The sequence below is a fragment of the Pseudomonas sp. ICBG1301 genome, from assembly GCF_016918385.1.
Classification (GTDB): domain Bacteria; phylum Pseudomonadota; class Gammaproteobacteria; order Pseudomonadales; family Pseudomonadaceae; genus Aquipseudomonas; species Aquipseudomonas palleroniana.
In genome coordinates this window covers 217,131-239,639 of the sequence record NZ_JAEKGB010000002.1, presented here as the reverse complement: position 1 = coordinate 239,639, position 22,509 = coordinate 217,131, and the positions used below count along the sequence as shown (strand labels likewise).

Annotated in this window: 20 protein-coding genes; 10 read left to right on the top strand and 10 right to left on the bottom strand. The window is 60.5% G+C overall.

The features are described from left to right. Nucleotides 1-18 precede the first annotated feature (18 nt). Together lpxO and JBE38_RS05085 are read right to left on the bottom strand one after the other, a co-directional pair. On the bottom strand, nt 19-918 hold the full coding sequence (gene lpxO, locus JBE38_RS05090; RefSeq protein ID WP_060752807.1) for a lipid A hydroxylase LpxO: 900 nt from the start codon (nt 916-918) through the stop codon (nt 19-21). Between the two features lie 256 nt (nt 919-1,174). Then, entirely contained in the window at nt 1,175-2,518 is a 1,344-nt protein-coding gene (locus JBE38_RS05085; RefSeq protein WP_205343731.1) for a Wzz/FepE/Etk N-terminal domain-containing protein, read from the bottom strand. 336 nt (nt 2,519-2,854) lie between these two features. Between JBE38_RS05085 and JBE38_RS05080 the strand changes: the two genes are divergently transcribed. Beyond that, the gene (locus JBE38_RS05080) at nt 2,855-3,241 is read left to right on the top strand and encodes a TIGR03067 domain-containing protein (protein WP_205343730.1); all 387 of its coding nucleotides are present in this window, start codon (nt 2,855-2,857) and stop codon (nt 3,239-3,241) included. 135 nt (nt 3,242-3,376) lie between these two features. Here the strand turns inward: JBE38_RS05080 and JBE38_RS05075 are convergent, their stop codons facing one another. Next, nucleotides 3,377-4,189 (bottom strand): class I SAM-dependent methyltransferase, encoded by an 813-nt coding sequence (locus tag JBE38_RS05075; protein WP_205343729.1) that lies wholly within the window; start codon nt 4,187-4,189, stop codon nt 3,377-3,379. 152 nt (nt 4,190-4,341) lie between these two features. Here JBE38_RS05075 and JBE38_RS05070 point away from each other — a divergent pair, with 152 nt between their 5' ends. From JBE38_RS05070 to JBE38_RS05060, 3 genes are all read left to right on the top strand, one after another. Continuing rightward, complete coding sequence (locus JBE38_RS05070; RefSeq protein WP_205344007.1) at nt 4,342-5,580, top strand: MFS transporter; 1,239 nt, start codon at nt 4,342-4,344, stop codon at nt 5,578-5,580. Between the two features lie 142 nt (nt 5,581-5,722). Continuing rightward, a complete protein-coding gene (locus JBE38_RS05065; RefSeq protein ID WP_205343728.1) occupies nt 5,723-7,309 on the top strand; it encodes an ABC-F family ATPase in 1,587 nt (528 codons plus the stop codon). A 287-nt stretch (nt 7,310-7,596) separates the two neighbouring features. After that, nucleotides 7,597-8,772: an MFS transporter gene (locus JBE38_RS05060; protein ID WP_205343727.1), complete on the top strand. Its 1,176-nt coding sequence runs from the start codon at nt 7,597-7,599 to the stop codon at nt 8,770-8,772. Here JBE38_RS05060 and JBE38_RS05055 read toward each other — a convergent pair. The 3 genes from JBE38_RS05055 to JBE38_RS05045 all read right to left on the bottom strand — a co-directional run bounded on the left by JBE38_RS05055 (nt 8,766) and on the right by JBE38_RS05045 (nt 11,664). After that, the gene (locus tag JBE38_RS05055; protein ID WP_205343726.1) at nt 8,766-9,815 is read right to left on the bottom strand and encodes an alpha/beta hydrolase family protein; all 1,050 of its coding nucleotides are present in this window, start codon (nt 9,813-9,815) and stop codon (nt 8,766-8,768) included. The two genes, JBE38_RS05060 and JBE38_RS05055, sit on opposite strands and share 7 nt — an antisense overlap. A gap of 206 nt (nt 9,816-10,021) precedes the next feature. Then, the gene (locus JBE38_RS05050) at nt 10,022-10,633 is read right to left on the bottom strand and encodes an FMN-dependent NADH-azoreductase (protein WP_090371274.1); all 612 of its coding nucleotides are present in this window, start codon (nt 10,631-10,633) and stop codon (nt 10,022-10,024) included. Between the two features lie 104 nt (nt 10,634-10,737). Further along, nucleotides 10,738-11,664 (bottom strand): AraC family transcriptional regulator, encoded by a 927-nt coding sequence (locus JBE38_RS05045; protein WP_205343725.1) that lies wholly within the window; start codon nt 11,662-11,664, stop codon nt 10,738-10,740. A gap of 159 nt (nt 11,665-11,823) precedes the next feature. Between JBE38_RS05045 and JBE38_RS05040 the strand changes: the two genes are divergently transcribed. The 3 genes from JBE38_RS05040 to JBE38_RS05030 are packed head-to-tail and all read left to right on the top strand — an operon-like array spanning nt 11,824 to nt 14,524. Next, nucleotides 11,824-13,203, top strand: a complete 1,380-nt coding sequence (locus tag JBE38_RS05040; protein WP_205343724.1) for an NAD-dependent succinate-semialdehyde dehydrogenase — start codon at nt 11,824-11,826, stop codon at nt 13,201-13,203. Nucleotides 13,204-13,262: 59 nt separating this feature from the next. Continuing rightward, nucleotides 13,263-14,171 carry a LysR substrate-binding domain-containing protein gene (locus JBE38_RS05035; RefSeq protein ID WP_060752900.1) on the top strand — a complete coding sequence of 303 codons (909 nt, stop codon included), beginning with the start codon at nt 13,263-13,265 and terminating at the stop codon, nt 14,169-14,171. After that, the gene (locus JBE38_RS05030; RefSeq protein WP_205343723.1) at nt 14,168-14,524 is read left to right on the top strand and encodes an MmcQ/YjbR family DNA-binding protein; all 357 of its coding nucleotides are present in this window, start codon (nt 14,168-14,170) and stop codon (nt 14,522-14,524) included. Before JBE38_RS05035 ends, JBE38_RS05030 begins: the two co-directional genes overlap by 4 nt. Here the strand turns inward: JBE38_RS05030 and JBE38_RS05025 are convergent. Continuing rightward, the gene (locus JBE38_RS05025) at nt 14,513-14,896 is read right to left on the bottom strand and encodes a DUF1294 domain-containing protein (RefSeq protein WP_060752796.1); all 384 of its coding nucleotides are present in this window, start codon (nt 14,894-14,896) and stop codon (nt 14,513-14,515) included. The two genes, JBE38_RS05030 and JBE38_RS05025, sit on opposite strands and share 12 nt — an antisense overlap. Next, entirely contained in the window at nt 14,893-15,723 is an 831-nt protein-coding gene (locus JBE38_RS05020; protein ID WP_060752795.1) for an undecaprenyl-diphosphate phosphatase, read from the bottom strand. The genes JBE38_RS05025 and JBE38_RS05020 overlap by 4 nt, the downstream gene beginning before the upstream one ends. A gap of 228 nt (nt 15,724-15,951) precedes the next feature. Between JBE38_RS05020 and JBE38_RS05015 the strand changes: the two genes are divergently transcribed. The 3 genes from JBE38_RS05015 to JBE38_RS05005 all read left to right on the top strand — a co-directional run bounded on the left by JBE38_RS05015 (nt 15,952) and on the right by JBE38_RS05005 (nt 18,824). Beyond that, entirely contained in the window at nt 15,952-17,586 is a 1,635-nt protein-coding gene (locus JBE38_RS05015) for a methyl-accepting chemotaxis protein (protein WP_205343722.1), read from the top strand. Between the two features lie 159 nt (nt 17,587-17,745). After that, nucleotides 17,746-18,309, top strand: a complete 564-nt coding sequence (gene pnuC, locus JBE38_RS05010) for a nicotinamide riboside transporter PnuC (RefSeq protein WP_060752793.1) — start codon at nt 17,746-17,748, stop codon at nt 18,307-18,309. After that, nucleotides 18,306-18,824, top strand: a complete 519-nt coding sequence (locus JBE38_RS05005; RefSeq protein WP_205344006.1) for an AAA family ATPase — start codon at nt 18,306-18,308, stop codon at nt 18,822-18,824. Before pnuC ends, JBE38_RS05005 begins: the two co-directional genes overlap by 4 nt. Before the next feature lie 387 nt (nt 18,825-19,211). On the opposite strand, the gene ggt is transcribed toward JBE38_RS05005, so the two are convergent. Further along, nucleotides 19,212-20,936, bottom strand: a complete 1,725-nt coding sequence (gene ggt, locus JBE38_RS05000; RefSeq protein ID WP_198762963.1) for a gamma-glutamyltransferase — start codon at nt 20,934-20,936, stop codon at nt 19,212-19,214. A 76-nt stretch (nt 20,937-21,012) separates the two neighbouring features. Next, nucleotides 21,013-22,398, bottom strand: coding sequence for a MocR-like pyridoxine biosynthesis transcription factor PdxR (pdxR, locus tag JBE38_RS04995; protein ID WP_205344005.1), 1,386 nt, complete (start codon nt 22,396-22,398; stop codon nt 21,013-21,015). Between the last annotated feature and the right edge of the window lie 111 nt (nt 22,399-22,509).

Here is a 22,509-nt window from a genome sequence, read left to right as displayed (position 1 = left end):
TCGCGCCGCCGCCAGGTTTCAGATGAGAATGAAGATCAGCGCCAAACCTGCAAAAATTGCCCACTTTTCCAGGTAGTAACGCGCACGATTGCGCTTTTTAAGCTCTTTGCCGCGCAGGCGAATCTTGTACAGGCGGGTAAAGGCACGGTTCAAGCCACCGGTCTTGTCGCCGTCGTCATTGGGCGAACCTGCAGCGGCCATCACATTGCGGCTGAACCAACGGTTGAACGCGGCCGCCCAGCGATACTTCATCGGGCGCTCGATATCACAGAACAGAATGATGCGGTTCTGCTGCGTAGCGTTTTCCGCGTAGTGAATATAAGTCTCGTCAAACATGACTGGCTCGCCATCGCGCCAGTAATAGCTTTCACCGTCCACATTGATGTAGCACGCCGGATCATTGGGTGTATCCAGGCCCAGGTGGTAGCGGTAGGAACCCGCGTAGGGGTCGCGGTGACGCACCAGCTTGGACCCCGGTGGCAGCTCGGCGAACATGGCGGCCTTAATCGAGCCGATGCTCTGCACCAGCTCCGTGGTACGCGGGCACAGCTTCATCGCCGATGGGTGGCTGTCGCCGTACCACTTGAGGTAGAAGCGCTTCCAACCCGACTTGAAGAACGAGTTGAAACCCACGTCGTTGTATTGATCCGAGCGTTTGATCGCCCCTGCCTGCATCAGGTTCTGACCTTCCTTGCGGATCTCCTCCCAATGCTCCTGCAAAGGGCTCAGGTCCGGAAAGTCACTGGCTGACAGAAAAGGACGGCTTGGCTGCTTGGAGAACAGATAAAGAAAGCAGTTGATCGGCGCCAGGAACGTCGAGTGATCGCTGAGTTGGCGGCCCAGCTTGTGCCGCACCCGGCCACGCAGGTGGACATACGCAATAGAGGCAACGTAGAGAAGAACAATGATGAGTTTCAAGGGATTCGTCACAAGTCAGGGAGAGAACAGGCTGCTCCTGTGGCCCATATCAGCCAAGGATGAAAAGGCAGCACCTGAAATCACAATTCACGTACAAGTGGCACACGGCACGCAAGCTCCTGCGACGTGTGACCATTGGCCGGTATTTAGCCACAGTTTGTAACCAAAGGTTAACTAAGAATTGTGAAAAGCTGTCGACTGAATGTGCTGGAGAATTTGTGGGCAGGCGCTCGCGCCCACCCACTCACGCAGGTCTTTACGCCAAGGGTTGATCGTCTTTGCGTTCGCGGCGGGAAAAACTGCTGTCTTCCAGTGCCGCGTAGGCAATGGCGCCTTGACGGCTGAGCATGAGGTAGCGGATCAGCGCAATCACCAACCCTAGCAACAGGCCACCCACCAGGCTAAACGCAATGACCAAGGCTTTTTTGGGCTTGACCGGTGCCAATGGCTCCTGGGCGCGGCGGTCGACCGTGACCAACTTGAGGTTGCTCATATCGATGTTAAGACCACGCAAACGCGCAACTTCAGCGCGTAGCGGCTCGACATCCTTCAGGAAAATATCTTCATTCGCACGCTTTTTCAGGATCTCGACTTCCCGGTTGGACTCGAGCAGTTGCAGTTCCTTACCGATTTCCGCAATACGTGGGTTGGTGAAATCATCACTGGTTCGCTGCTGCAATGCGGAGCGCTCTGCTTCCAAGGCTTCGGTACCCATGAAGTACAGCGGGATCTTCTGATTGTTGACCTCGGTACGCATGACCTGACTCGAACCGCCACGCGAGTCATCGGCCATGGAGGACGGCGTGGTCGGTGTCTTGATCCCCATGGACTTGGCAATGGAGATGGCCTCGGCCAGTTCGGCCAGGCGATTGGTGCGCTCCATCTTCAACTGCAGACGCAAGGCACCTAGCTCATCCTGCAATTGCGCACGCTTGAGTCGATCAGCCTCAAGCAGCTTGGCGATCTTGGATTCCTTATCGGTATCGTAGTTGGCGCGGGCTGCGTCGATCTTGCCCTTGAGTTCAGTCAAACGGTTATTAACAATGACCTTGAGGTCTGCGCCGACTTGCTCACGCTCGGCTGCGATGGCGTAATCGACGAAGCCGTTGAGAATGCTCACACCGTCAACGTCCGTCGGGTACTGCAACTCCAGGCGAATATAGTTGCTCAGCGAGTCGGACTTCTTCGGGTCCGGCAGGATCAAGTTGACAGAGTTGCGGTTGAAATCTTCAAAGCTCTGTTCCAGGGTTTGCCCAGGCTTCTTGAAAGCCTTGAACAACTCTTCATGTTCCTTGAAAAAACCCAGGCGGGCTTCGTACGAATCCAACTGAGCCCCGACTTTCAATAGAGCGTCGGCGGGCGGGAGTTTGTAGACCTCAGAGCGGTTCAAGGCATCCAGCTCGTTGATCGCCGCAGGCCGAAGCACACTGCTGACTTCATAAGTCTTCGGCGCCAGGAAGGCATAACCCGCTCCCAAAACACCCACCAGAAGCGTACAACCCACGATCAGCTTTTTTTGCCGCCAAATACCCTGGAACAATTCAAATAGATCGATTTCATCGGAAGCGACAGCGGGCGGAAGCTGGGAAGTACGATTCAAAATAAGAACACCTCAAAATTGACACTAAAATGCCATCACTCTTCAAAGCCCTATGACTTTAAAAATCAGGGACAACGCCCTGGCACAACAGACCGATGGCAATGTGACCACTGAGTCCGATGAAAGATCCTACGAAGCTGGCGTTTATTTCTGTCTTATATAAGCAAACATCAACTACAACATTCATGTAGGGTCAATGCCCTTGGAAGCGTAGCCAATACAACATGAAAAAGCTGTCAAATCGCTGTCTTCTAAAGAAAAATTCCCACACGTCGTCTGGATTATCGTTTTTCATCCGATATAACTAGCTCTTCAACGCGCAGAAAAGGAATTTGCATGCCCTCCCATCCCCACTCCGACTATCAGGCCCTCCAAGGTACTTGGGAACAGACTGCCCTTGAAGACAGCGGCGTGCTCAACCCCGCCGACGCCCACAGTGCGCCAGGTGCCATTACCACTATTGCAGGGGACAGCTTCCAAGTGACGACGGTCGATGGCGATGTCCTGCTGGCCGGCCGGTTTTCCCTGGACGCCAGCACCCACCCCAAAAGCATTACCTGGGTGGACTCCGTCGGTGCGGATGCAGGCAAACAGCTATCCGCCAGCTACCGGCTCGACGGCGATCATTTCGTCTTTATCGCAGCTGATGAGGGTATGCCCAGGCCGACGGTGTTCAGCACCGGCCCGGGGCAAACCATGCGAACGTTTGTGCGGCGCGGTTGAATGGGCGTACATCCGAATGCTCGACAGCTTTTTCACATAGCCTTCACTTCCCAAGCGATACGTTGACGCTTACCTACTCCAGTGAATCCCTTGGCCCGCCTCGCGCGGGCTTTTTTTTGCCTTCGGCAAACCGGCTCAGGCGGAACGCCGGGTCGCGGTCAGGGTGAAGCACAGCGGCAATTGCGCGCGTTGATTCTCGTATTGATCGTACAGCTCTTCACGATTGGAGTGCGGGTACTCCTGCAAATGGCCTATCTGCAGCTGCGCCGCAATCGCGCCGCTCACCACGCTTCCCAATGTATGCACAAACCAGTACGACGTCGGACCATCAAGGGCGCCTCGCCCCTCATAAACGATGGATTCCTGCAATACAAAGGGATCACGCTGGAAATACGAACTGGCCGGCAACATTGGGTTGACGGCCGCGGGATCGAATACTTCAAGGAACGGATGGGTTTCATACATCACCAGAACACCGCCTGGCTTGAGTACACTCGCAGCATGGCGCATGAACAGCGCCACATCCGGCATCCAGCCCAATACACCGATGGTCACCAGCGCTACATCGAACTGCCCCATCAGCGCTTCAGGCAAATGGTGGATGTCGCTCTCAATGAACTGCGGACAGTGGGGCGAAACATCGGCCAGTTCCCGGGCCTGCTGGAGAAACTCACGGGATTGATCGACCCCCACCACCGAACGAGCCCCCAGGCCAAATAACGACAGGCACTCGCGGCCATTGTTACAGCAAAGCTGCACCACGTCCTTGCCGACAACGCCGACCTCTTGCAGCAGTTGGGTGATCGTCGGGTCAAGGCAGGAAAAGTCGGCGCGAGCAACCGCTGCCAGCGTCGCCTTCCAGGTGGCGGTGTCTTTATGCAGCCGGGCGGATTCATCCCAGGCGTGCCTATTGCTCTTGATAGCCTGCTCGGCCGAGGGCATATCCATTGCGTCTCCAGAAGTCAGTGCGGCGAGGTTCGGAAAGTAAGCCAGTTTCATGTCAGATAAAACCCCTGGACATGCCGAACTAATCTCGACGGCTACAGGTCATTAGCCCAATGAGTGCTCAACCCCTGCGCACTGCCGCTGAAGAATTCATCGTGGCTCATCACACCGACCTGCGTACCACCCTCTCTCTGGACAGCCTGAACTTCTTCCTGGCAGACGTGCGTGATGGGCTTGGGCCGTATCTGGCGATCTATCTGTTAGCGGTGCATAAATGGGACCCGGCCAGTATCGGTATCGTCATGACCCTGGCGGGTATCGCCGCTCTGATCACCCAAGGCCCGGCGGGTGCCCTGGTTGACCGCACGCATAGCAAACGCGCTGTGATTGCGATCGCCGCCATCCTCGTGACCGCGAGTTGCCTGATATTGCCTTTTGTCAGCTCGTTCGGCTGGGTGGCGCTGACTCAGGCGGCCAGCGCGGTGGCGGCCTCCGTATTCGCCCCGGCGATTTCCGCGATTTCCCTGGGGATCACCGGGCCACGCGCCTTTACCCGTCGCACCGGGCGCAACGAAACGTTCAACCATGCCGGCAATGCCGTCGCGGCCATGCTGGCGGGCGGCCTGGCCTACCTGTTCGGCCCTGTCGTGGTGTTCTACCTGATGGCTTTTATGGCGATAGCCAGCCTGGTAGCCGTGAGTTGCGTATCACCCACGGCGATCGATCACGAGGTGGCCCGGGGTTTCGACCCAGCCCACGCGCAGGACCACGAAGCGCCATCCGGCTGGAAAGTATTACTGGCCAACCGTCCGCTGTTGCTGTTCGCCGTTTGCTGCGCGCTGTTTCACTTGGCCAATGCCGCCATGCTGCCACTCGTCAGCCAGAAGCTGGCCCAGATCAACCTGCAAATGGCGACGCCCCTGACCTCGGCCTGTATCGTCGCCGCACAATTGGTGATGGTACCAATGGCCTGGCTGGTGGGCCTGAAAGCCGATATATGGGGCCGCAAGCCGTTACTGCTGGCGGGGTTCCTGATCCTGCCGTTGCGCGGTGTGCTGTACACACTGTCCAACGATCCCTATTGGCTGGTGGCGGTACAAATGCTCGACGGCATCGGCGCAGGTATTTTCGGTGCGCTGTTCCCGGTGATCGTCAAAGACCTGACCCAAGGCACCGGGCGCTTCAACTTCAGCCTGGGCGCACTGTCCACAGTATTCGGCCTGGGCGCGGCGTTAAGCAGCAGCCTTGCCGGCTTCGTGGTCCAGCAGGCCGGCTACAATGCTGCGTTCCTGACCCTGGCGTTTGTCGCCGCAGTTGCACTGGTGCTGCTCTGGCTGGCGATGCCGGAGACCCTGGCAAAACCATCTTTCGAGTGCCATACAACTGTCGCCTGACATATGCGACAATGCGCGCCAAATTCCAACACACATCCCCCATTTTCTGCTCAGCGACCGGGTTTCGCGCCTTGATGTCGCTGTTGATGCATGCCTGAAGGCTCCTGCCGCAATGCTTGCAACTCATTGATAGGTAAAGTAATTGATCTCCACAGCTAACATCACCATGCAGTTCGGCGCCAAGCCGCTCTTCGAGAACGTCTCGGTCAAATTCGGCGCCGGCAACCGTTATGGTTTGATCGGTGCCAACGGTTGCGGCAAGTCGACCTTCATGAAAATCCTCGGCGGCGACCTCGATCCGTCCGGTGGCCAGGTCATGCTGGAGCCGAACGTACGCCTGGGCAAGCTGCGCCAGGACCAGTTCGCCTATGAAGAATTCACCGTGCTCGACACCGTGATCATGGGCCACGAGGAACTGTGGAAGGTCAAGGCCGAACGTGACCGCATCTACTCGCTGCCGGAAATGAGCGAAGAAGACGGCATGGCCGTGGCCGAGCTGGAAACCGAATTCGCCGAGATGGACGGCTACACCGCCGAATCCCGCGCCGGTGAACTGCTGCTGGGCCTGGGGATTCCCCTGGAACAGCACTTCGGCCCGATGAGCGAAGTATCACCAGGCTGGAAACTGCGGGTGTTGCTGGCCCAGGCGCTGTTTTCCGATCCGGAAGTGCTGCTGCTCGACGAACCGACCAACCACCTGGACATCAACACCATCCGCTGGCTGGAGAACATCCTGACCCAGCGCTCCAGCCTGATGATCATCATCTCTCACGACCGTCACTTCCTGAACAGCGTGTGCACGCACATGGCTGACCTGGACTACGGCGAGCTGCGCCTGTTCCCGGGCAACTACGACGAGTACATGACGGTGGCCACCCAGTCCCGCGAGCAGCTGCTGTCGGATAACGCCAAGAAGAAGGCGCAGATCTCCGAGCTGCAATCTTTCGTCAGCCGCTTCTCGGCCAACGCCTCGAAAGCCAAGCAGGCCACGTCCCGCGCCAAGGCGATCGACAAGATCCAACTGGCCGAGGTCAAGCCGTCGAGCCGTGTGAGCCCGTTCATTCGTTTCGAGCAAAACAAAAAGCTGCACCGCCAGGCGGTCATCGTCGAAAACATGGCCAAAGGCTTCGACGGCAAGCCGCTGTTCAAGGACTTCAGCTTCCAGGTTGAAGCGGGCGAGCGCGTCGCGATCATCGGCCCGAACGGTATCGGCAAGACCACCCTGCTGCGTACCCTGGTCAACGAACTGACGCCGGATGCCGGCAGCATCAAGTGGACCGACGCAGCGGAACTGGGCTACTACGCCCAGGACCATGCCTATGATTTCGAAGACGACGTCACGCTGTTCGACTGGATGGGCCAGTGGACTCAGGGCGAGCAAATGATCCGTGGAACCTTGGGCCGCATGCTGTTCTCCAACGACGAGATCCAGAAGTCGGTGAAGGTGATTTCCGGTGGTGAGCAAGGTCGCATGCTGTTCGGCAAGCTGATCCTGCAAAAGCCGAACGTGTTGATCATGGACGAACCGACCAACCACCTGGACATGGAATCCATCGAAGCGCTGAACCTGGCGCTGGAAAACTACCCGGGCACGCTGATCTTCGTCAGCCACGACCGTGAATTCGTATCGTCCCTGGCCACCCGCATCATCGAGTTGAGCGCCACTGGCGTCATCGACTTCAGCGGCACCTATGACGACTACCTGCGCAGCCAGGGCGTGGTGTTTTAACCCCCGTAGTGAGCGGGCTTGCCCCGCGCTGGGTGGCGAAGCCGCCCCAACTGGGACGCCTCGGTCTTTCAGGAAGACCGAGGTGTCTGGATTTAGGGCGGCTTCGCCACCCAGCGCGGGGCAAGCCCGCTCACTACAACAGGCGCCGTATTCTTTCAGACAGAATGCGGCGTTTTTTTTATTGGGGTGAGCCCGCTCATCGCAGGGCTGAAGAATAGATAGGGTGCTTTCTTTTGTCCCGGGCCCTTGCCATGATGCATTCACCGCCCGCCCGCGAACGAGTGCCCATGTCCGACACTGCCCCTTCCTCCCTGTCGATCACCTTGCAGATCGTCTCCATCGTCTTCTACACCTTTATCGCGTTTATCTGCATCGGCCTGCCGATCGCGGTGATCCCAGGCTATGTGCATGAACAACTGGGCTTCAGCGCAGTCGTCGCCGGTATCACCATCGGCTCGCAGTACCTGGCCACCCTGCTCAGCCGCCCCATGGCCGGGCGTATGTCGGATAACGTGGGCACCAAACGCGCCATTGTGCTGGGGCTGGCCGGCATTTTCGTCAGTGGCGTGTTGACGCTTGTTGCCACATGGGTACAGAGCATGCCCGCCCTGAGCCTGGGCATTCTGATCACCGGCCGGCTGTTGCTGGGCGTGGCCCAAGGTCTGATCGGCGTGGGCACCATCAGCTGGTGCATGGGGGCAGTAGGCGCCGAGCATACGGCCCGTTCGATTTCCTGGAACGGGATCGCGTCCTATGGCGCAATTGCCATCGGTGCGCCGTTGGGTGTGGTGATGGTGGCCGATTATGGCTATGCCAGCCTGGGCGTCGCCTTGTCGGTGCTGGCGGCGCTGGGGCTTTGGCTGATTCGCAATAAACCTTCAGTGCCCGTGGTGCGCGGCGAGCGATTGCCGTTCTGGGCGGTGTTCGGTCGTATCGCACCGTTTGGGGCGAGCCTGTGCCTGGCGTCAATCGGCTACGGCACGCTCACCACCTTTATCACCCTGTATTACCTCAACCGCGGCTGGGCGGGCGCGGCCTACTGTCTCACCGTGTTTGGCGTGTGCTTTATCCTGTCGCGCCTGGTGTTTATCTCCGCCATCAGCCGCTTCGGCGGCTTTAGGGCGGCCATCGCCTGCATGACCATCGAGACGCTGGGGCTGACACTGCTGTGGCTCGCGCCGTCCACCGGTGCCGCCTTGATTGGCGCAGGGCTGACCGGTTTCGGTTTGTCGCTGGTGTACCCGGCGCTGGGCGTGGAAGCCATCAAGCAAGTGCCCAACAGCAGCCGTGGCGCAGGCTTGAGCGCGTATGCGGTATTTTTTGACCTGGCCCTGGCGATTGCCGGCCCGCTGATGGGGGCCGTAGCGCTGAATCTTGGCTACGGCTGGATCTTCTTCTGCGCCGCGCTGCTATCGATCACGGCATTGGCCGTGACCTTGCAGCTCAAGCGCCGCGCCTACTGATCGGCGGTCTGCAAACCGGCGCGGGTCGCCTGGCCAAGGGTGTTCGTGAAAAAGCGCCCCGCCTCGGAAATCAGGTTGCGGTGAATCCCTTCGCGGTCGACGCCATCCGCATCGGTGCAGATGGCCGGCATCGCCATCTGTTGATCGCTGTCGCACGGCGCCATGAAGACGAAGTGCCCTGCCCCGGCCAATAGTTTGAAATCCGGTGGTTGCGGCAGTTTGCGCGCCAGGGCGGCAGCATTCTTGTCCACGGCCACCAGTTTGTCGCCATCGCCGCTATAGAGCAGCACCGGCACATGCACGTCCGCCAGCGTGTGGCGGCCAAACATCAGGCTCAGCGGGGCCATCAGCATTAACGCATGGATACGCGGGTCGGCTTGCGGTTGCAGGTCGTCACGGTCCACCACCAGCTCACCTTTGGTGGTGCAGGCATCACGGTCCTCCGGACGCTCCTGGCAATAGCGGCGCAGGCGATCGAAGTCGGGCTTGGCACCGGCAAGGATCAACGCCGTCTCGCCCCCGGCCGAGTACCCGATGACACCCACCTGATCGACATTGACGAACGGCGACAGCATCGGTTCGTTCAAGGTCGCCGTAATCGCCGCAGAAATCTGGATAGGCCGGCCATACAAATTGCTCACGGTGCCCAGCCGGCTGTGATCCTTGTAGTTGTCGCCGGGATGCAGCACCGCTACCACCACAAAACCTTTGCGCGCCAGAGACGTGGCGAGGTCATGCAGGGCCAGCGGTGTGCCGGTATTGCCATGGGACAGCATCAGCATCGGGAAACGGCCGATGGCAACCCGCGCGTCCTCAGTGGCGGCAACGTCATACGGCCCCAGCCGAGTGATATGTTCAACGCCCAGGGCTGGGCCGCTGGAGGGATAGAACGCGATAGCCTTCATCGGCTGCGAATCCAGCGGATCGAGAAACGTCATGCGATGAAAGCCCACACTCCAATGCGGGTGCGGTGCAGGCGCGGCGTGCACTGAAACCAGGCCGCCGAGCAGAGAAAGAACCAAAACAGCACAAAGACGCATCATGGGGATGTCCACCTTTGCTGCATGAGAACCGACATGTCGAATTAAAAGTCCAGGTGATAAACCCACGAATGCATAACCTGGGCCAAATGAGTGACATCGGCAAAACGAAAAAACTCCGTACTCCATCGTTCTCGCACGATCAGAGTACAGAGTTTAGGCGCCCGGATTCAGATTGAAACCGAGGCAGGCGCAAATTTACACAAGTCTTACGCGGCAGCGAACAATTGTTCGTTGATGACTACGTTGGCGTCGTTCAGGGACTTAGTCCGGAACTCGTCACCGTAGGCCAGGCCGTGGGCGCGGACGAATTCAATGTCAGTGATGCCCAGGAAGCCCAGCAGCACTTTCAGATAGTCTTCGTGAGCAACACCCGTGGCCTGGCCGACATGCAGGCCGCCCGAGGTGGACACGATGATGACTTTCTTGTTGCCGCACAGGCCTTCAGGGCCGGCTTCGGTGTAGCGGAAAGTCTGGCCGGCCACCGCGATACGGTCGATCCAGGCTTTCAACTGGGTCGGAATAGTGAAGTTGTACATCGGCGCCGCCAGGACAATGGCATCGGCTGCCAGGAACTCGGCCAGGGTGGAAGCACTGAGGTCGGCTTCCTGCTTTTGTGCGGCACTGCGCTGATCGTCAGGTGTGCCCAGTGCACCCAGGGTGGCGCCGGAAAAATGGTTGATCCCTTCGCTGGCCAGGTCACGGTAAGTCACTTCCACACCGGGTTCAGCCGCTTGCCACGCCTTGACCACGGCAGCACTGAGCTGACGGGAGGCCGAGTTGTCGCCGAGGATGCTGGAATCGATATGCAACAGTTTCATGCGGAATCTCCAAGTGAGGATCGCGGTGGGGCGACCAAGTGAGGTTAATCCTACACATGAAGCCAATACTCGATTAGATGGTACAAATGCGATTGTTCGTCCTATTAATGGGACGATACGTAAATCGAAGCCGAGGTGGGCGCCGGCAATGCATAGGTGCGCTTCATCCATTGGATCTCTTCCTGGGGCGTGCGCCCGAAGAAGCGCTTGAACTCACGACTGAATTGCGAGGCGCTTTCGTAGCCGACCTGGGCGCAGGCCGTGGCGGCGGTGATGTCGCTGCGCAGCATCAACAACCGCGCCTGGTGCAGGCGCGTGGACTTGAGGTACTGCATCGGCGACGTGTCGGTCACGGTGCGAAAGTGCGCGTGAAAACTCGGCACGCTCATCATCGCCTCTTGCGCCAGCGCCGCCACGTCCAGGTGCTGGTGATAACCCCCATGGATCTTGCGGATCGCCCGCGCCACCTTGCCGAACTGGCCCTGACGATTGAGCGCCGCACGCATCGAACCGCCCTGCTCGCCGGTGAGGATCCGGTAGTAGATCTCGCGCATCAGCATGGGGCCGAGGATTTTCGCGTCCATCGGCGCGCTCATCGCTTCGAGAAAACGCAGTAATGAATCGCTCAGCGGGTCATCCATGGGCGATGAGTACATGCCCCGGGGCTCGGCCTCCAGCAGTGCGGGAAAGTCCGCCAACGCCAGCATCAATTGTGCCGCCAGGGTGAAGTCCAGCCTCAGGTACACCGCCAGCATCGGTTCTTCTTCACTGGCCTCGGTTTCCATGGTGAACGGCACCGGCACCGAGACCACCAGATAGTGCTGGGCGTCATACCGGTAAATCTCATTGCCCAGATAACCGCGCTTGGAGCCCTGGCAAACGATCACGATGCCGGGGTCATACAGCACCGGCACCCGATGCAGCGGCCGGTTGGAGCGCAGGAAGCGCACGTCATCCAGCACGCTGAGGTTATAGCCTTCGACAGGCGCCAGGCGGCCCATCAGCTCGATGATTTTCTGTGTACGGCCCATGGGCTGAGGCTCCTGGGGGAAAACCGCACGGTACTGCGCAAACGGCAGCCTGGCTACACGCTCATAGGAATAGGCAATCAGCACATTGGAATGGATATTCGCCCAACGCACTCCCTTGCGTAGCCTGAAACAGCCCTTTCAGCCCTCGGAGATTGCCCCATGCTCATCGTCTACAACCCTGCCACCGCAGAAGAAATCGGTCGCGTCGCCACGCATTCCACGGACGAAGTCAAGGCTGCGCTCGACCGCGTCTGCGCGGCCTTCCCTGCCTGGTCAGCCAGGCTTGCGAGCGAACGCAGCGACATCCTGCGCCGTTGGCATGACAGCGTTAAAGCCGACAAGGAAGCCTTCGCCGAACTGCTGTGCCGCGAAAACGGCAAATGCCTGAGCGAAGCCCGTGGTGAAATCGACTACGGCCTGGGCTTTATCGAGTGGTATGCCGAAGAAGCCAAACGCGTCTACGGCGACACCCTGCCCACCCACGATCGCAACGCCCAGGTGGTGGTGACCAAGGAAGCCGTCGGCCCGGTCGCCGCCATTACCCCTTGGAACTTCCCGTTCATGATGATCACCCGCAAGGTGGCCACGGCCCTGGCCGCCGGCTGCACCATGGTGATCAAGCCCGCTGAAGACACCCCGCTGACGGCGCTGAAACTGCTGGAGTACGCGCGCAAGGCCGGCATCCCTGAAGGCGTGCTGGAAGTGGTGGTCGGCGATCCCAAGGCCATCGGCCTGATCCTCACCGGCGACCCGCGCATCCGCAAGATCTCGTTCACCGGCTCTACTGCGGTCGGCAAACTGCTCGCCGCGCAATGCGCCGCGACGGTCAAGAAAATGACCCTGGAACTGGGCGGCAACGCGCCGTTTATCGTGTTCGACGACGCCAATCTGGATGAGGCGGTCAAAGGTCTAGTCAGCGCCAAACTGCGCAACTGCGGCCAGGTGTGTATTTCGCCGAACCGGATTTTTGTGCAACGCAGCATCCTGCAAACGTTCCTGCGGCGGGTGCAGGCGGCGGTGGCCGATATCGAAGTGGATCAGGGCCTGCGCGAGGGGTTTGTGGTCGGGCCGCTGGTCAACCAGGCGGGGTTCGACAAAGTGGTGCGCCTGGTGGAGCAGGCCAAGGCCGCCGGCGCCGATGTACTGATGGGTGGCAAGCCCCACGCCAAGGGCGGCCTGTTCTACGAACCCACGATCTTGACGGGGTTGCAGGATGATTCACCGCTGGCCACCGAGGAAATTTTCGGCCCGGTCTTCGCCATCTATGCGTTCGAGGATGAAGAGGAAGCCATCAGGCGCGCCAACCAGACCGAATTCGGCCTGGTGGCATACGCCTACACCCGCGCATTGGGTCGCTCACTGCGACTATCAAGCGGGCTTGAGGCCGGCATGGTCATCTTGAACTCCGGTTCGGTGGGCACCGCGTCGGTGCCATTTGGCGGCATCAAGCAATCCGGTTACGGGCGCGAAGGCAGCTATTACGGGATCGAAGAGTATGTGCATGTGAAGTATGTGCTGATGGCAGGCGCACATTTTTAGTGGATTTGCCTGCACCAGACGCGGATAGTTCGTCCCACTGACAGGACAACAGGTTGATCATGCAAGACCTCAACGACCTTTACTATTTCGCCAAAGTCGTCGAATCCGGCGGTTTCGCGGCGGCAGGCCGTGTGCTGGGCATTCCCAAATCACGCCTGTCGCGGCGCATCGCCGAGCTGGAAGAACGCCTGGGCGCCCGCCTGCTGCAGCGCACCACCCGGCAACTGACCCTCACTGCCGTGGGTGAGCGCTACCTGCGCCATTGCCAGGCCATGCTCCTCGAAGCGGAAATGGCCGATGAGGCCGTGGCCAGCATGTCCAGCGAACCCCGTGGCCGCCTGCGCGTCAGTTGCCCGGTGGGCATGGCCCAGCACATGCTGCCGGACATGGTCGCCGGATTTCTCGCCGCCCACCCACTGGTACAACTGGAAATGACCCTGGTCAATCGCCGTGTCGACCTGGTGGCTGAAGGTATCGACGTAGCTCTGCGCGTGCGCGAACACGGCGATGAAGACCCGCTGCTGGTCACCAAGCGCCTGCGCCAGGCCCAGACGGTGCTGGTGGCCAGCCCGGCGTTTATCCAGGGCAGGCAGATCAACACCCTTGAAGACCTCAAGCAACTGCCGATACTGGGCGCCCTCGAGGCGGACCGCATGGTGCATCAGCGCATTCTTGACCCACAAGGGCAACCCCACGAGCTGGTGATGGAAGCCCGATTGGGCATCGACGACTTCGTCGTGCGCAAGGCCAGTGCCATCATGGGCCTGGGTTTTACCGTATTGCCGATGATGTATTGCGAGGAGGAGCTGGCCAGCGGCCGCCTGGTGCAACTGCTGCCCGAGTGGTCGCTGCCGGGGGGCTGGTTGCAGGCGGTGTACCCGCATCGGCGTGGCGTACTGCCGGCCATTCGGGCCTGGATTGATTACCTCGAAGAAGGCTTCAGAGGTTGCGGAGACCGACTGCTATGAAGATGAACGAAGAACAAGTCGCGAGGTTTTGCCTGGGCCTGCCCGGAGCACGGGAAGACTACAAATGGGGTGGCGTGCGGGTGTTCTCGATCGCCGGCAACAAGATGTTCGCCGTGCAAAACCTGCGGGGTGCGTCGCTGGCCTTCAAGGTCGACAAGGAATTGTTCCTGGGCCATGTCGATCGCCCGGGTATCCACCCGGCGCCGTACCTGGCCCGCGCGCAGTGGATCATCATGGACACGCCCTACCCGCTGGGCGCTGATGAACTGCGTGGCTTGTTGCAGCGTTCCCACCAACTGGTGGTCAGCAAACTGCCCAAGCGCACGCAGGTCGGGCTGCGGCTAGAGGACTGACAACAAGGTACCGCCCAGGAACAGCTGGTCCAGCCAGAACACCTGGTGCAACAGCACGATCACCCAGAACAGCACCTGATAGGACACTTTGCGGGTTTTGTGGCGAAACACCTGCTGAGCGATCAACGCGCCCGGCCAACCGCCTGCCAGCTCGACAGCGTGCAGGATGTTTTCCGGGATGCGGCGCGCATCGGTTTGCGCCTTGCGCTTGTCGCTCCAGTACAGGAAAAACGCCACCACGCTGACCACCCCATAGGCGACCAGCGGGATCAGGGTCTCGCCGCGATACCCCAGCAGCGCCGCTCCCAACAACGGCGCGGCGCACAGCAGTGCAAAGATCGCCGCCTTCAAGCGTGGGTGCTGCAGGCTCATGGCTTGACCGCGGACCAGTCGATCCAACCGAACTGCCAGGTCGCCAGGATCACCAGGCCGAATGCGATCCGGTACCAGGCAAAAGCCGCATAGCTGTGGCTGGCGATGAACTTGAGCAACGCCTTGACCGCGATCATCGCGAAGATGAACGAGGTGACGAAACCAATCGCGAATACCGGCAGGTCATCCGGCTGGAACAGGTGACGGTACTTGTAGCCCGAATACACCGCCGCACCGACCATGGTCGGCATGGCCAGGAAGAACGAGAACTCGGTAGCGGTCTTGCGCGACAAACCGAACAACAGGCCGCCGATGATGGTCGCACCGGAACGCGACGTGCCCGGGATCATCGCCAGGCATTGGGCCAGGCCCACCTTGAGCGCTTCCTTCCAGGTGATGTCATCCACACTGTGCGCATGCACGGCATGCTGGCGACGTTCGGCCCACAACATGATCACGCCGCCGATCACCAGCGCGGTGGCCACGGTGATCGGGTTGAACAGGTAGTGCTTGATCAGGTCGGCGAAAATCACCCCCAACACCACGGCCGGCAGCACGGCGATCATCAGGTTGACGGTAAAGCGCTGGGCATTGCGCTGCGTCGGCAAACCGATCACCACGTCCAGGATCTTGCGCCGGAACTCCCACACCACCGCCAGGATCGCGCCCAACTGAATGATGATGTTGAACGCTTCAAAACGCTCGCCACCAAAACCGATCAGGTCGGCTACGATAATCTGGTGACCGGTGCTGGAGATCGGCAGGAACTCCGTCAGCCCCTCCACCACGCCCAGTATCAATGCCTGTATGGCGGTCCAAAAATCCATATTTCCCCCAAAGGTCATGCGCGAGGCACACCCCGTTGTTTTTTCCAGTGATTCAATGATGTTGAGTGAGCTTGCGGCCAGGCGTTGGATCATCCACGCCGGGCTGCAAAAATTGCGTGAAAAATCAGGCAGTACTCAGGTTTTCCGATTACGCGCCGAAAGCCTATCAGACACGCCGGAAATGGCGAAGCAGCGCTACAACTATAAAAAGCATGGAGTGACAGGACGATGAACAGTTTGCGCAACATGTCGATCAGCCGCCGTCTCTGGCTGATCCTGATAGTCGCCGTGCTGATGCTGCTGACCTTGGGCCTGCTGATGCTCAAGCAGATCCATGGCGATCTCTACCAGGCCAAGCGCCAACAGACCGAGCATGTGGTCCAGACCGCCAGCGGCGTACTGGCGTATTACCAGAATCTTGAAAAAACCGGCGTGCTGACCCGCGAAGCGGCGCAGCAGCAAGCCCTGAGCGCGGTGCGCGGGTTGCGTTATGACCACGATGATTATTTCTGGATCAACGACCTCACGCCCGTGATGATCATGCACCCGGCCAACCCCAAGCTGGATGGCCAGAACCTGTCGGCGATTCGCGACCCGGACGGGTTTGCGGTGTTCAACGAGTTCGTGAGCCTGGCCAAGGCCAAGGGTGCGGGTATCGTCAGTTATCGCTGGCCGAAGCCCGGCGCCGAAGCCCCGGTGGAGAAAACCTCGTATATCCAACTGTTCGAGCCGTGGGGCTGGATCATTGGCTCCGGCGTCTACGTGGATGACGTCCAGGCCGAATTCAAGGTGCAGGTGTGGAAAGCCTCGTTCATCTGCTTGGCGATCGCCCTGGTGATGGCGCTGCTGGTGCTGCTGATCGCCCGCAGCATCGTGAACCCGTTGCAACAGGCCGTGAACGCCATGGCCAATATCGCCAGTGGCGAAAGCGACCTGACCCGCAGCCTCGACACCCACGGGCGCGACGAAGTCACACAACTGTCCCAGCACTTCAATGCTTTCACGCGAAAACTGAGCCAGGTGGTCGGCCAGCTGCAAACGTGCGCCAATGCCCTGGGCCAGTCGTCCATAGAGCTTGGCACCAATGCCAGCCAGGCCCATGACCGCAGCCAGCAACAGTCGCAGCAGATGGAACTGGTGGCGACCGCCATCAACGAAGTCACCTATGGCGTGCAGGATGTGGCGAAAAACGCCGAGCACGCCGCCAGCGAAATGCGCGACGCGCAGGCGCAGGCACAACAGGGCCAGGTGAATATCGACGGCAGCCTGCAACAGATCGACCAACTCTCCGGCACCATCGGCCAGGCCGTCGAAGTGATCCGCACGCTGTCCAGCGAAAGCACGCAGATCGGTAGCGTGCTTGAGGTGATCCGTTCCATCGCCGACCAGACCAACCTGCTGGCACTCAACGCGGCCATTGAAGCCGCGCGCGCCGGCGAGCAAGGCCGAGGCTTTGCGGTGGTGGCCGATGAAGTCCGCCTGCTGGCCCAGCGTACGCAGAAATCCACTGCTGAAATCCAGGTCATGATCGAGCGTCTGCAAGGCCATTCGGAAGCGGCGGTCAAGGTCATCAGCGACAGCCACAGCGCCTCGCAACTGACAATTGAACAAGCCGGCCAGGCCGGGGCCAGCCTCACGGCGATCGGCCAGGCACTGCACAACCTCAACGGGCTGAACGCTTCAATCGCCAGCGCCACCCTGCAACAGGCGCATGTCGTGGAAGACATCAACCAGAACGTCACCGAGGCGGCCGGCTTGTCCCACAGCACCGCATTGGCGGCGCAACAGTCCAGCGCGGCCAGCGAACATTTGCGCGCCTTGAGCGAACAACTCGACGGCCTGCTGCGCCAGTTCAAGGTCTAGCTCGTTTCAACCTGTGGGAGGGGGCTTGCTCCCGATGGCGGTGGGTCAGCTGAAAGGTCAGTGACCGGTGAACCGCTATTGGGAGCAAGCCCCCACATTGGTCGGTGTTCATTTTGACGTTACAATCCCCGCCCTCTTCGACTCTCCCAAGGAACCGCCATGTCCGGGCTTGAATTGTTCGCCGCCGCCCTGGGGGTGATCGCTGTCTGGCTGACGGTCAAGCAAAACCCCTGGTGCTGGCCCATCGGCTTGGTGATGGTGCTGCTCTACACCTGGGTATTCTTCGATGTGAAGCTCTATTCCGACATGCTGCTGCAGGTGGTCTACGCCGCCCTGCAACTCTACGGCTGGTGGCAATGGACCCGCGCCGGCGAGGTCAAGCAAGGCCGCCAGGTGACCAGCCTGGGCTGGCCCGCGATCATGACCAGCCTGGCGGTCGGTGCGCTGTTCAGCCTGTTGCTGGGCGCCGCCATGGCCCACTGGACAGACGCCGCCCAACCCTGGCTCGACGCGGCCCTCACCGGCTTCAGCCTGGTGGCGCAAATGTGGATGGCACAGAAACGCGTGCAATGCTGGCCCTTGTGGATCGCCGTGGACGTGATCTTTGTCGGCCTGTTCCTCTACAAAGGCCTGTACCTCACCGCCGCGCTTTATGCGCTGTTCACCGTGATCGCCGTGCAAGGCTGGCGTGAATGGCGCGCCGACCCGGCGTTGCACGCATGAAGGTGGTGGTATTGGCAGGCCCCGAATCCAGTGGCAAAAGCTGGCTGGCCGCCGAGCTGCAAGCGCATTTTGGTGGGCTGATGGTGGGCGAATATGTGCGCGACTTCATCGACCATCACCAGCGCGACACGACCCTGGCCGATATTCCCGCCATTGCCCGCGGCCAACTGGCCTGGGAAGACGCCGCCCGCGCCCGACAGCCCGACTTGCTGATCCTCGACACCCACTTGCTGACCAATCGGTTGTGGAGCCAGACCCTGTTCGGCGACTACCCGGCATGGCTCGACACTGAGCTGCTGGCCCGGCACTACGACTTGCACCTGCTGCTCTCACCCGAGCATGTGGAATGGACCGCCGACGGGCAACGCTGCCAACCCGAGCTGGCGGATCGACGGGTATTTTTCCAGGACAGCCTGGTATGGATGCAAGCGCATCAACAGCCCTTCGTCGTCATCCAGGGAAATTGGCAAGAACGCCGACTCGCCGCGTTCAAAGCCGTCAAACAGCTCTTGTAGTGAGCGGGCTTGCCCTAATGCCTGTCAGTTAAGCGATAGAGCAGACGATAGATAACCTGTGGGAGGGGGCTTGCTCCCGATGGACTGCGTAGCAGGCCCATTTTTTAGTGAAGTGCGCCCCAAAGGTCGGATGGGTGTCCAACTTTTGGGCGCCCTTCAGAGGCCGCTGCGCGGCCTATCGGGAGCAAGCCCCCTCCCACAATGACCGCGTTAAGCCTTAACTGACTGGCATTAGGGCTTGCCCCGCGCTGGGCGGCGCAGCCGCCCCAATCCAGGCACCGCAGTCTTCCTGAAAAACCGAGGCGTCCCTGTTGGGGCGGCTGTGCCGCCCGGCGCGGGGCAAGCCCGCTCACTACAGCCCACTAACAGGCAGGTGTTGCGATGTGATCAGTAGCCCAGTGAAAGGCCAGTATTGCGACGCGGATCATTCGCCCCATAGAAGCGGTTATTACCCACCGGCTTACCCTCCAGTGACGGCGCGCCGACCAGAATCGCCGCCAAGTGGTTGGCATCCTGAGGGCCCGCAAACTGATGGCCCCAGCTTTCCAGGATCTTCTGGGTATCGGGGCTTACGGCAAACCGTTCCAGGTTGGTGGCTGGCGGCATCCACTGCTGGTGGAAACGTGGCGCATCCACCGCCTCCTGAATGTTCATCTTGTAGTCGATGACATTGAGAATGGTCAGCAAGGTGGCCGTGATGATACGGCTGCCACCCGGCGTGCCCACCACCATCACCGCCTTGCCATCCTTGGTCACGATGGTCGGGCTCATCGACGACAGCGGCGCCTTGCCCGGTGCGATGGCGTTGGCTTCGCCCTGGACCAGGCCGTACATGTTCGGCACGCCGACCTTGACGGTGAAGTCGTCCATTTCATCGTTGAGGATCACCCCGGTTTTGCTCGCCATCACGCCGGCACCAAACCAGTCGTTGAGGGTATAGGTCACCGAGACCGCGTTGCCCCACTTGTCGACAATCGAATAGTGCGTGGTGTTGTTGCCTTCATGGGGCGATACGCCTGGCTTGATCGCCTGGGAGTCGCCGGCTTTCTGCGGGTCGATGGCGGCACGCAGCTTGGCGGCATAGTCCTTGTCCAGCAGGTGGGCGATCGGGTTCTTCACGAAGTCCGGGTCGCCCAGGTAGCTGTTACGGTCCACGTAGGCGTGGCGCATGGCTTCAATCTGGTAATGCAGGCCCTGGGCCGAGTGATAGCCGAGGTCGGCCATCGGGTAGCCTTCGAGGATGTTCATGATCTGGCAGATCACCACGCCCCCCGAGCTTGGCGGCGGCGCCGAGACGACGTGGTAACCCCGGTAATCGCACTCGATGGGCGCCAGTTCACGGGTCTTGTATTTGTCCAGGTCGGCCTGGGTGATGATGCCTTTACCGGCTTGGCTGGAATCCACCAGCGCCTTGGCGACCCAGCCTTTATAGAAACCGTCGCTGCCCTTGGCGGAAATTTCCTTGAGGGTCTTGGCCAGGTCTTTCTGCACCAGCTTCTGGCCGACCTGCATCGGTTGGCCGTTGTGCAGGAAGATCCCGCGCAGGTCCGGGTCTTTTTCGAATTCACCGGTGGCCGTGTGCAGCAGGTCGATATCCCCCTGCTCCAGTTCGAAGCCGTTTTCGGCCAGTTTGATCGCCGGGGCAATCACCTGGGCGCGCTTGAGGGTGCCGTATTTGCTCAGCGCCAGTTCCATGCCGGACACGGTGCCGGGGACCCCGACCGCCAAATGGCCCTTGGCACTGAGGCCGTCGATGACCTTGCCATCTTTGTCCAGGTACATGTCGGCGGTCGCCGCCAGGGGGGCTTTTTCGCGGAAGTCGAGGAAGGTCTTGCGCCCGTCGGCCAGTTGCACGGTCATGAAACCGCCGCCGCCGAGATTGCCCGCCGCCGGGTACACCACCGCCAGCGCATAGCCGACCGCAACGGCCGCATCCACCGCGTTGCCGCCGGCCTTGAGCACATCCACGCCCACATGAGTGGCCAAATGCTGGGCGGTGACCACCATGCCATTTTCACCGGCCACCGGAGCCTGGGACGCAGCTTGCACACCGCTGACGGTCAACACCAGTGCAGTAGCAATCAAAGTACGGCTGAAGGGTTGGTATTTCATCCATGGCTACTCTAGTTATTGAGGTGCACCAAAATAGCCCTTCCCGGTTTTAATCCCCAGCGCAATGGCGTTTTTATTACAGAACTTGTCGGTCACAGAACGATGACGACTCGATCACGCCGCGCAGCAACAAGGCCAGCTCCGACGCTTGTTGCGCCGTGGCGACATTCGTGAACCCCATCAACAAGCCCTGCTCGCGATGTGCCCCCAGGGTCCACACCGACAGCGCCTGTACCGCCAGGCCCGCCGCGTTCGCCGCCTCAGCCACGGCCTGGTCCGATACCGCCACCTCCAGGCGCACCAGCAGATTAATCCCTCCTGCTTGCTCATCCACCCGCAAAAGACCCGCGCAATGCACTGCCAACGCGTTGACCAGCAACCCATGCCGCTGCGCATATAACTGGCGCATCTTCTTCAGATGCCGGGTGAAATGTCCCTGCTCCAGGAAGTCTGCCGTGGTCAGTTGCAATAACTGCGCGCTGCGCTGCTGCAACGCCTGGGCACTGCACTCAAATGCCGCCACCAGGGCGGTGGGCACCACCAGGTAGCCAAGGCGCAGCCCGGGAAACAGCATCTTGCTGAAACTCCCGGCATGGATGACCCGGTCATCGTGATCCTGGCTCTTGAGCGCCGCCAGCGGTTGGCCCCGGTAGCGAAACTCACTGTCGTAATCATCCTCGACCACCCAACTGCCCTGCTCCCCGGCCCATGCCAGCAAGGCCTGCCGCCGCTCCCGGCTCAAAGCCACACCCAACGGGCTTTGATGCGCCGGGGTGACCACTGCCAGCCGCGCCTGCATGTCGCGTCGAATGCCCTGCGCTACGTCCAGGCCATCACGATCGACCGGCACCGGCACCAAATCCACGCCGCAATGGGTCAACAGTTGGCGCCCATGCAAGTAGCCAGGGTCTTCGAACCAGCAGCGTTGCCCTGCCATCTGCAGCGCATCGCACAGCAGCGTCAGGCATCCGGCATAACCGGCGCAGACAAATACCTGCTGTGGCGCGCACTGCACGCCGCGGTACAACGCCAGGTAGTTGGCGATGGCCACACGCAGCGCCTGGGCGCCGCGCACGTCACCCATCGCCAGGCTGTCGGCATCGGTGCGGCGCACTTGTTGGGTCACCAGCCGCGCCCACAGCTTACGCGGGAAGGCATCGAGGGCCGGCAGGCCCATCTGCAAGGCCAGGGGGCTGCGTACCACAGGCTCAACCACCGGCAACGGCTTGACCGACACCGTCGGCAGCGACGCGGCTATCACCGTGCCCGCCTGACCGCGGGCCTCAAAAAAACCTTCGCTGACCAGCAGTTGATAGGCCGTCTCCACCGTGCCCCGCGCCACCTTGAGCTCCAGCGCCAAGCTGCGCACGGACGGCACGCGGTCACCGGGGCCGAACTGGCCCTGGTCAATGGCCAAGCGAAAACGCCGGTAGATTTCCTGGTACTTGGGCAAGGCTGACATCACGGGCGGGCTCGACAGGGATACACGGCGAAGTCTGATCATGTCCCAACCCACTTGTCCAATCATGCCCCTGTCGAGCGATCCGTCAGCCACTGAAAATGACGCATCACT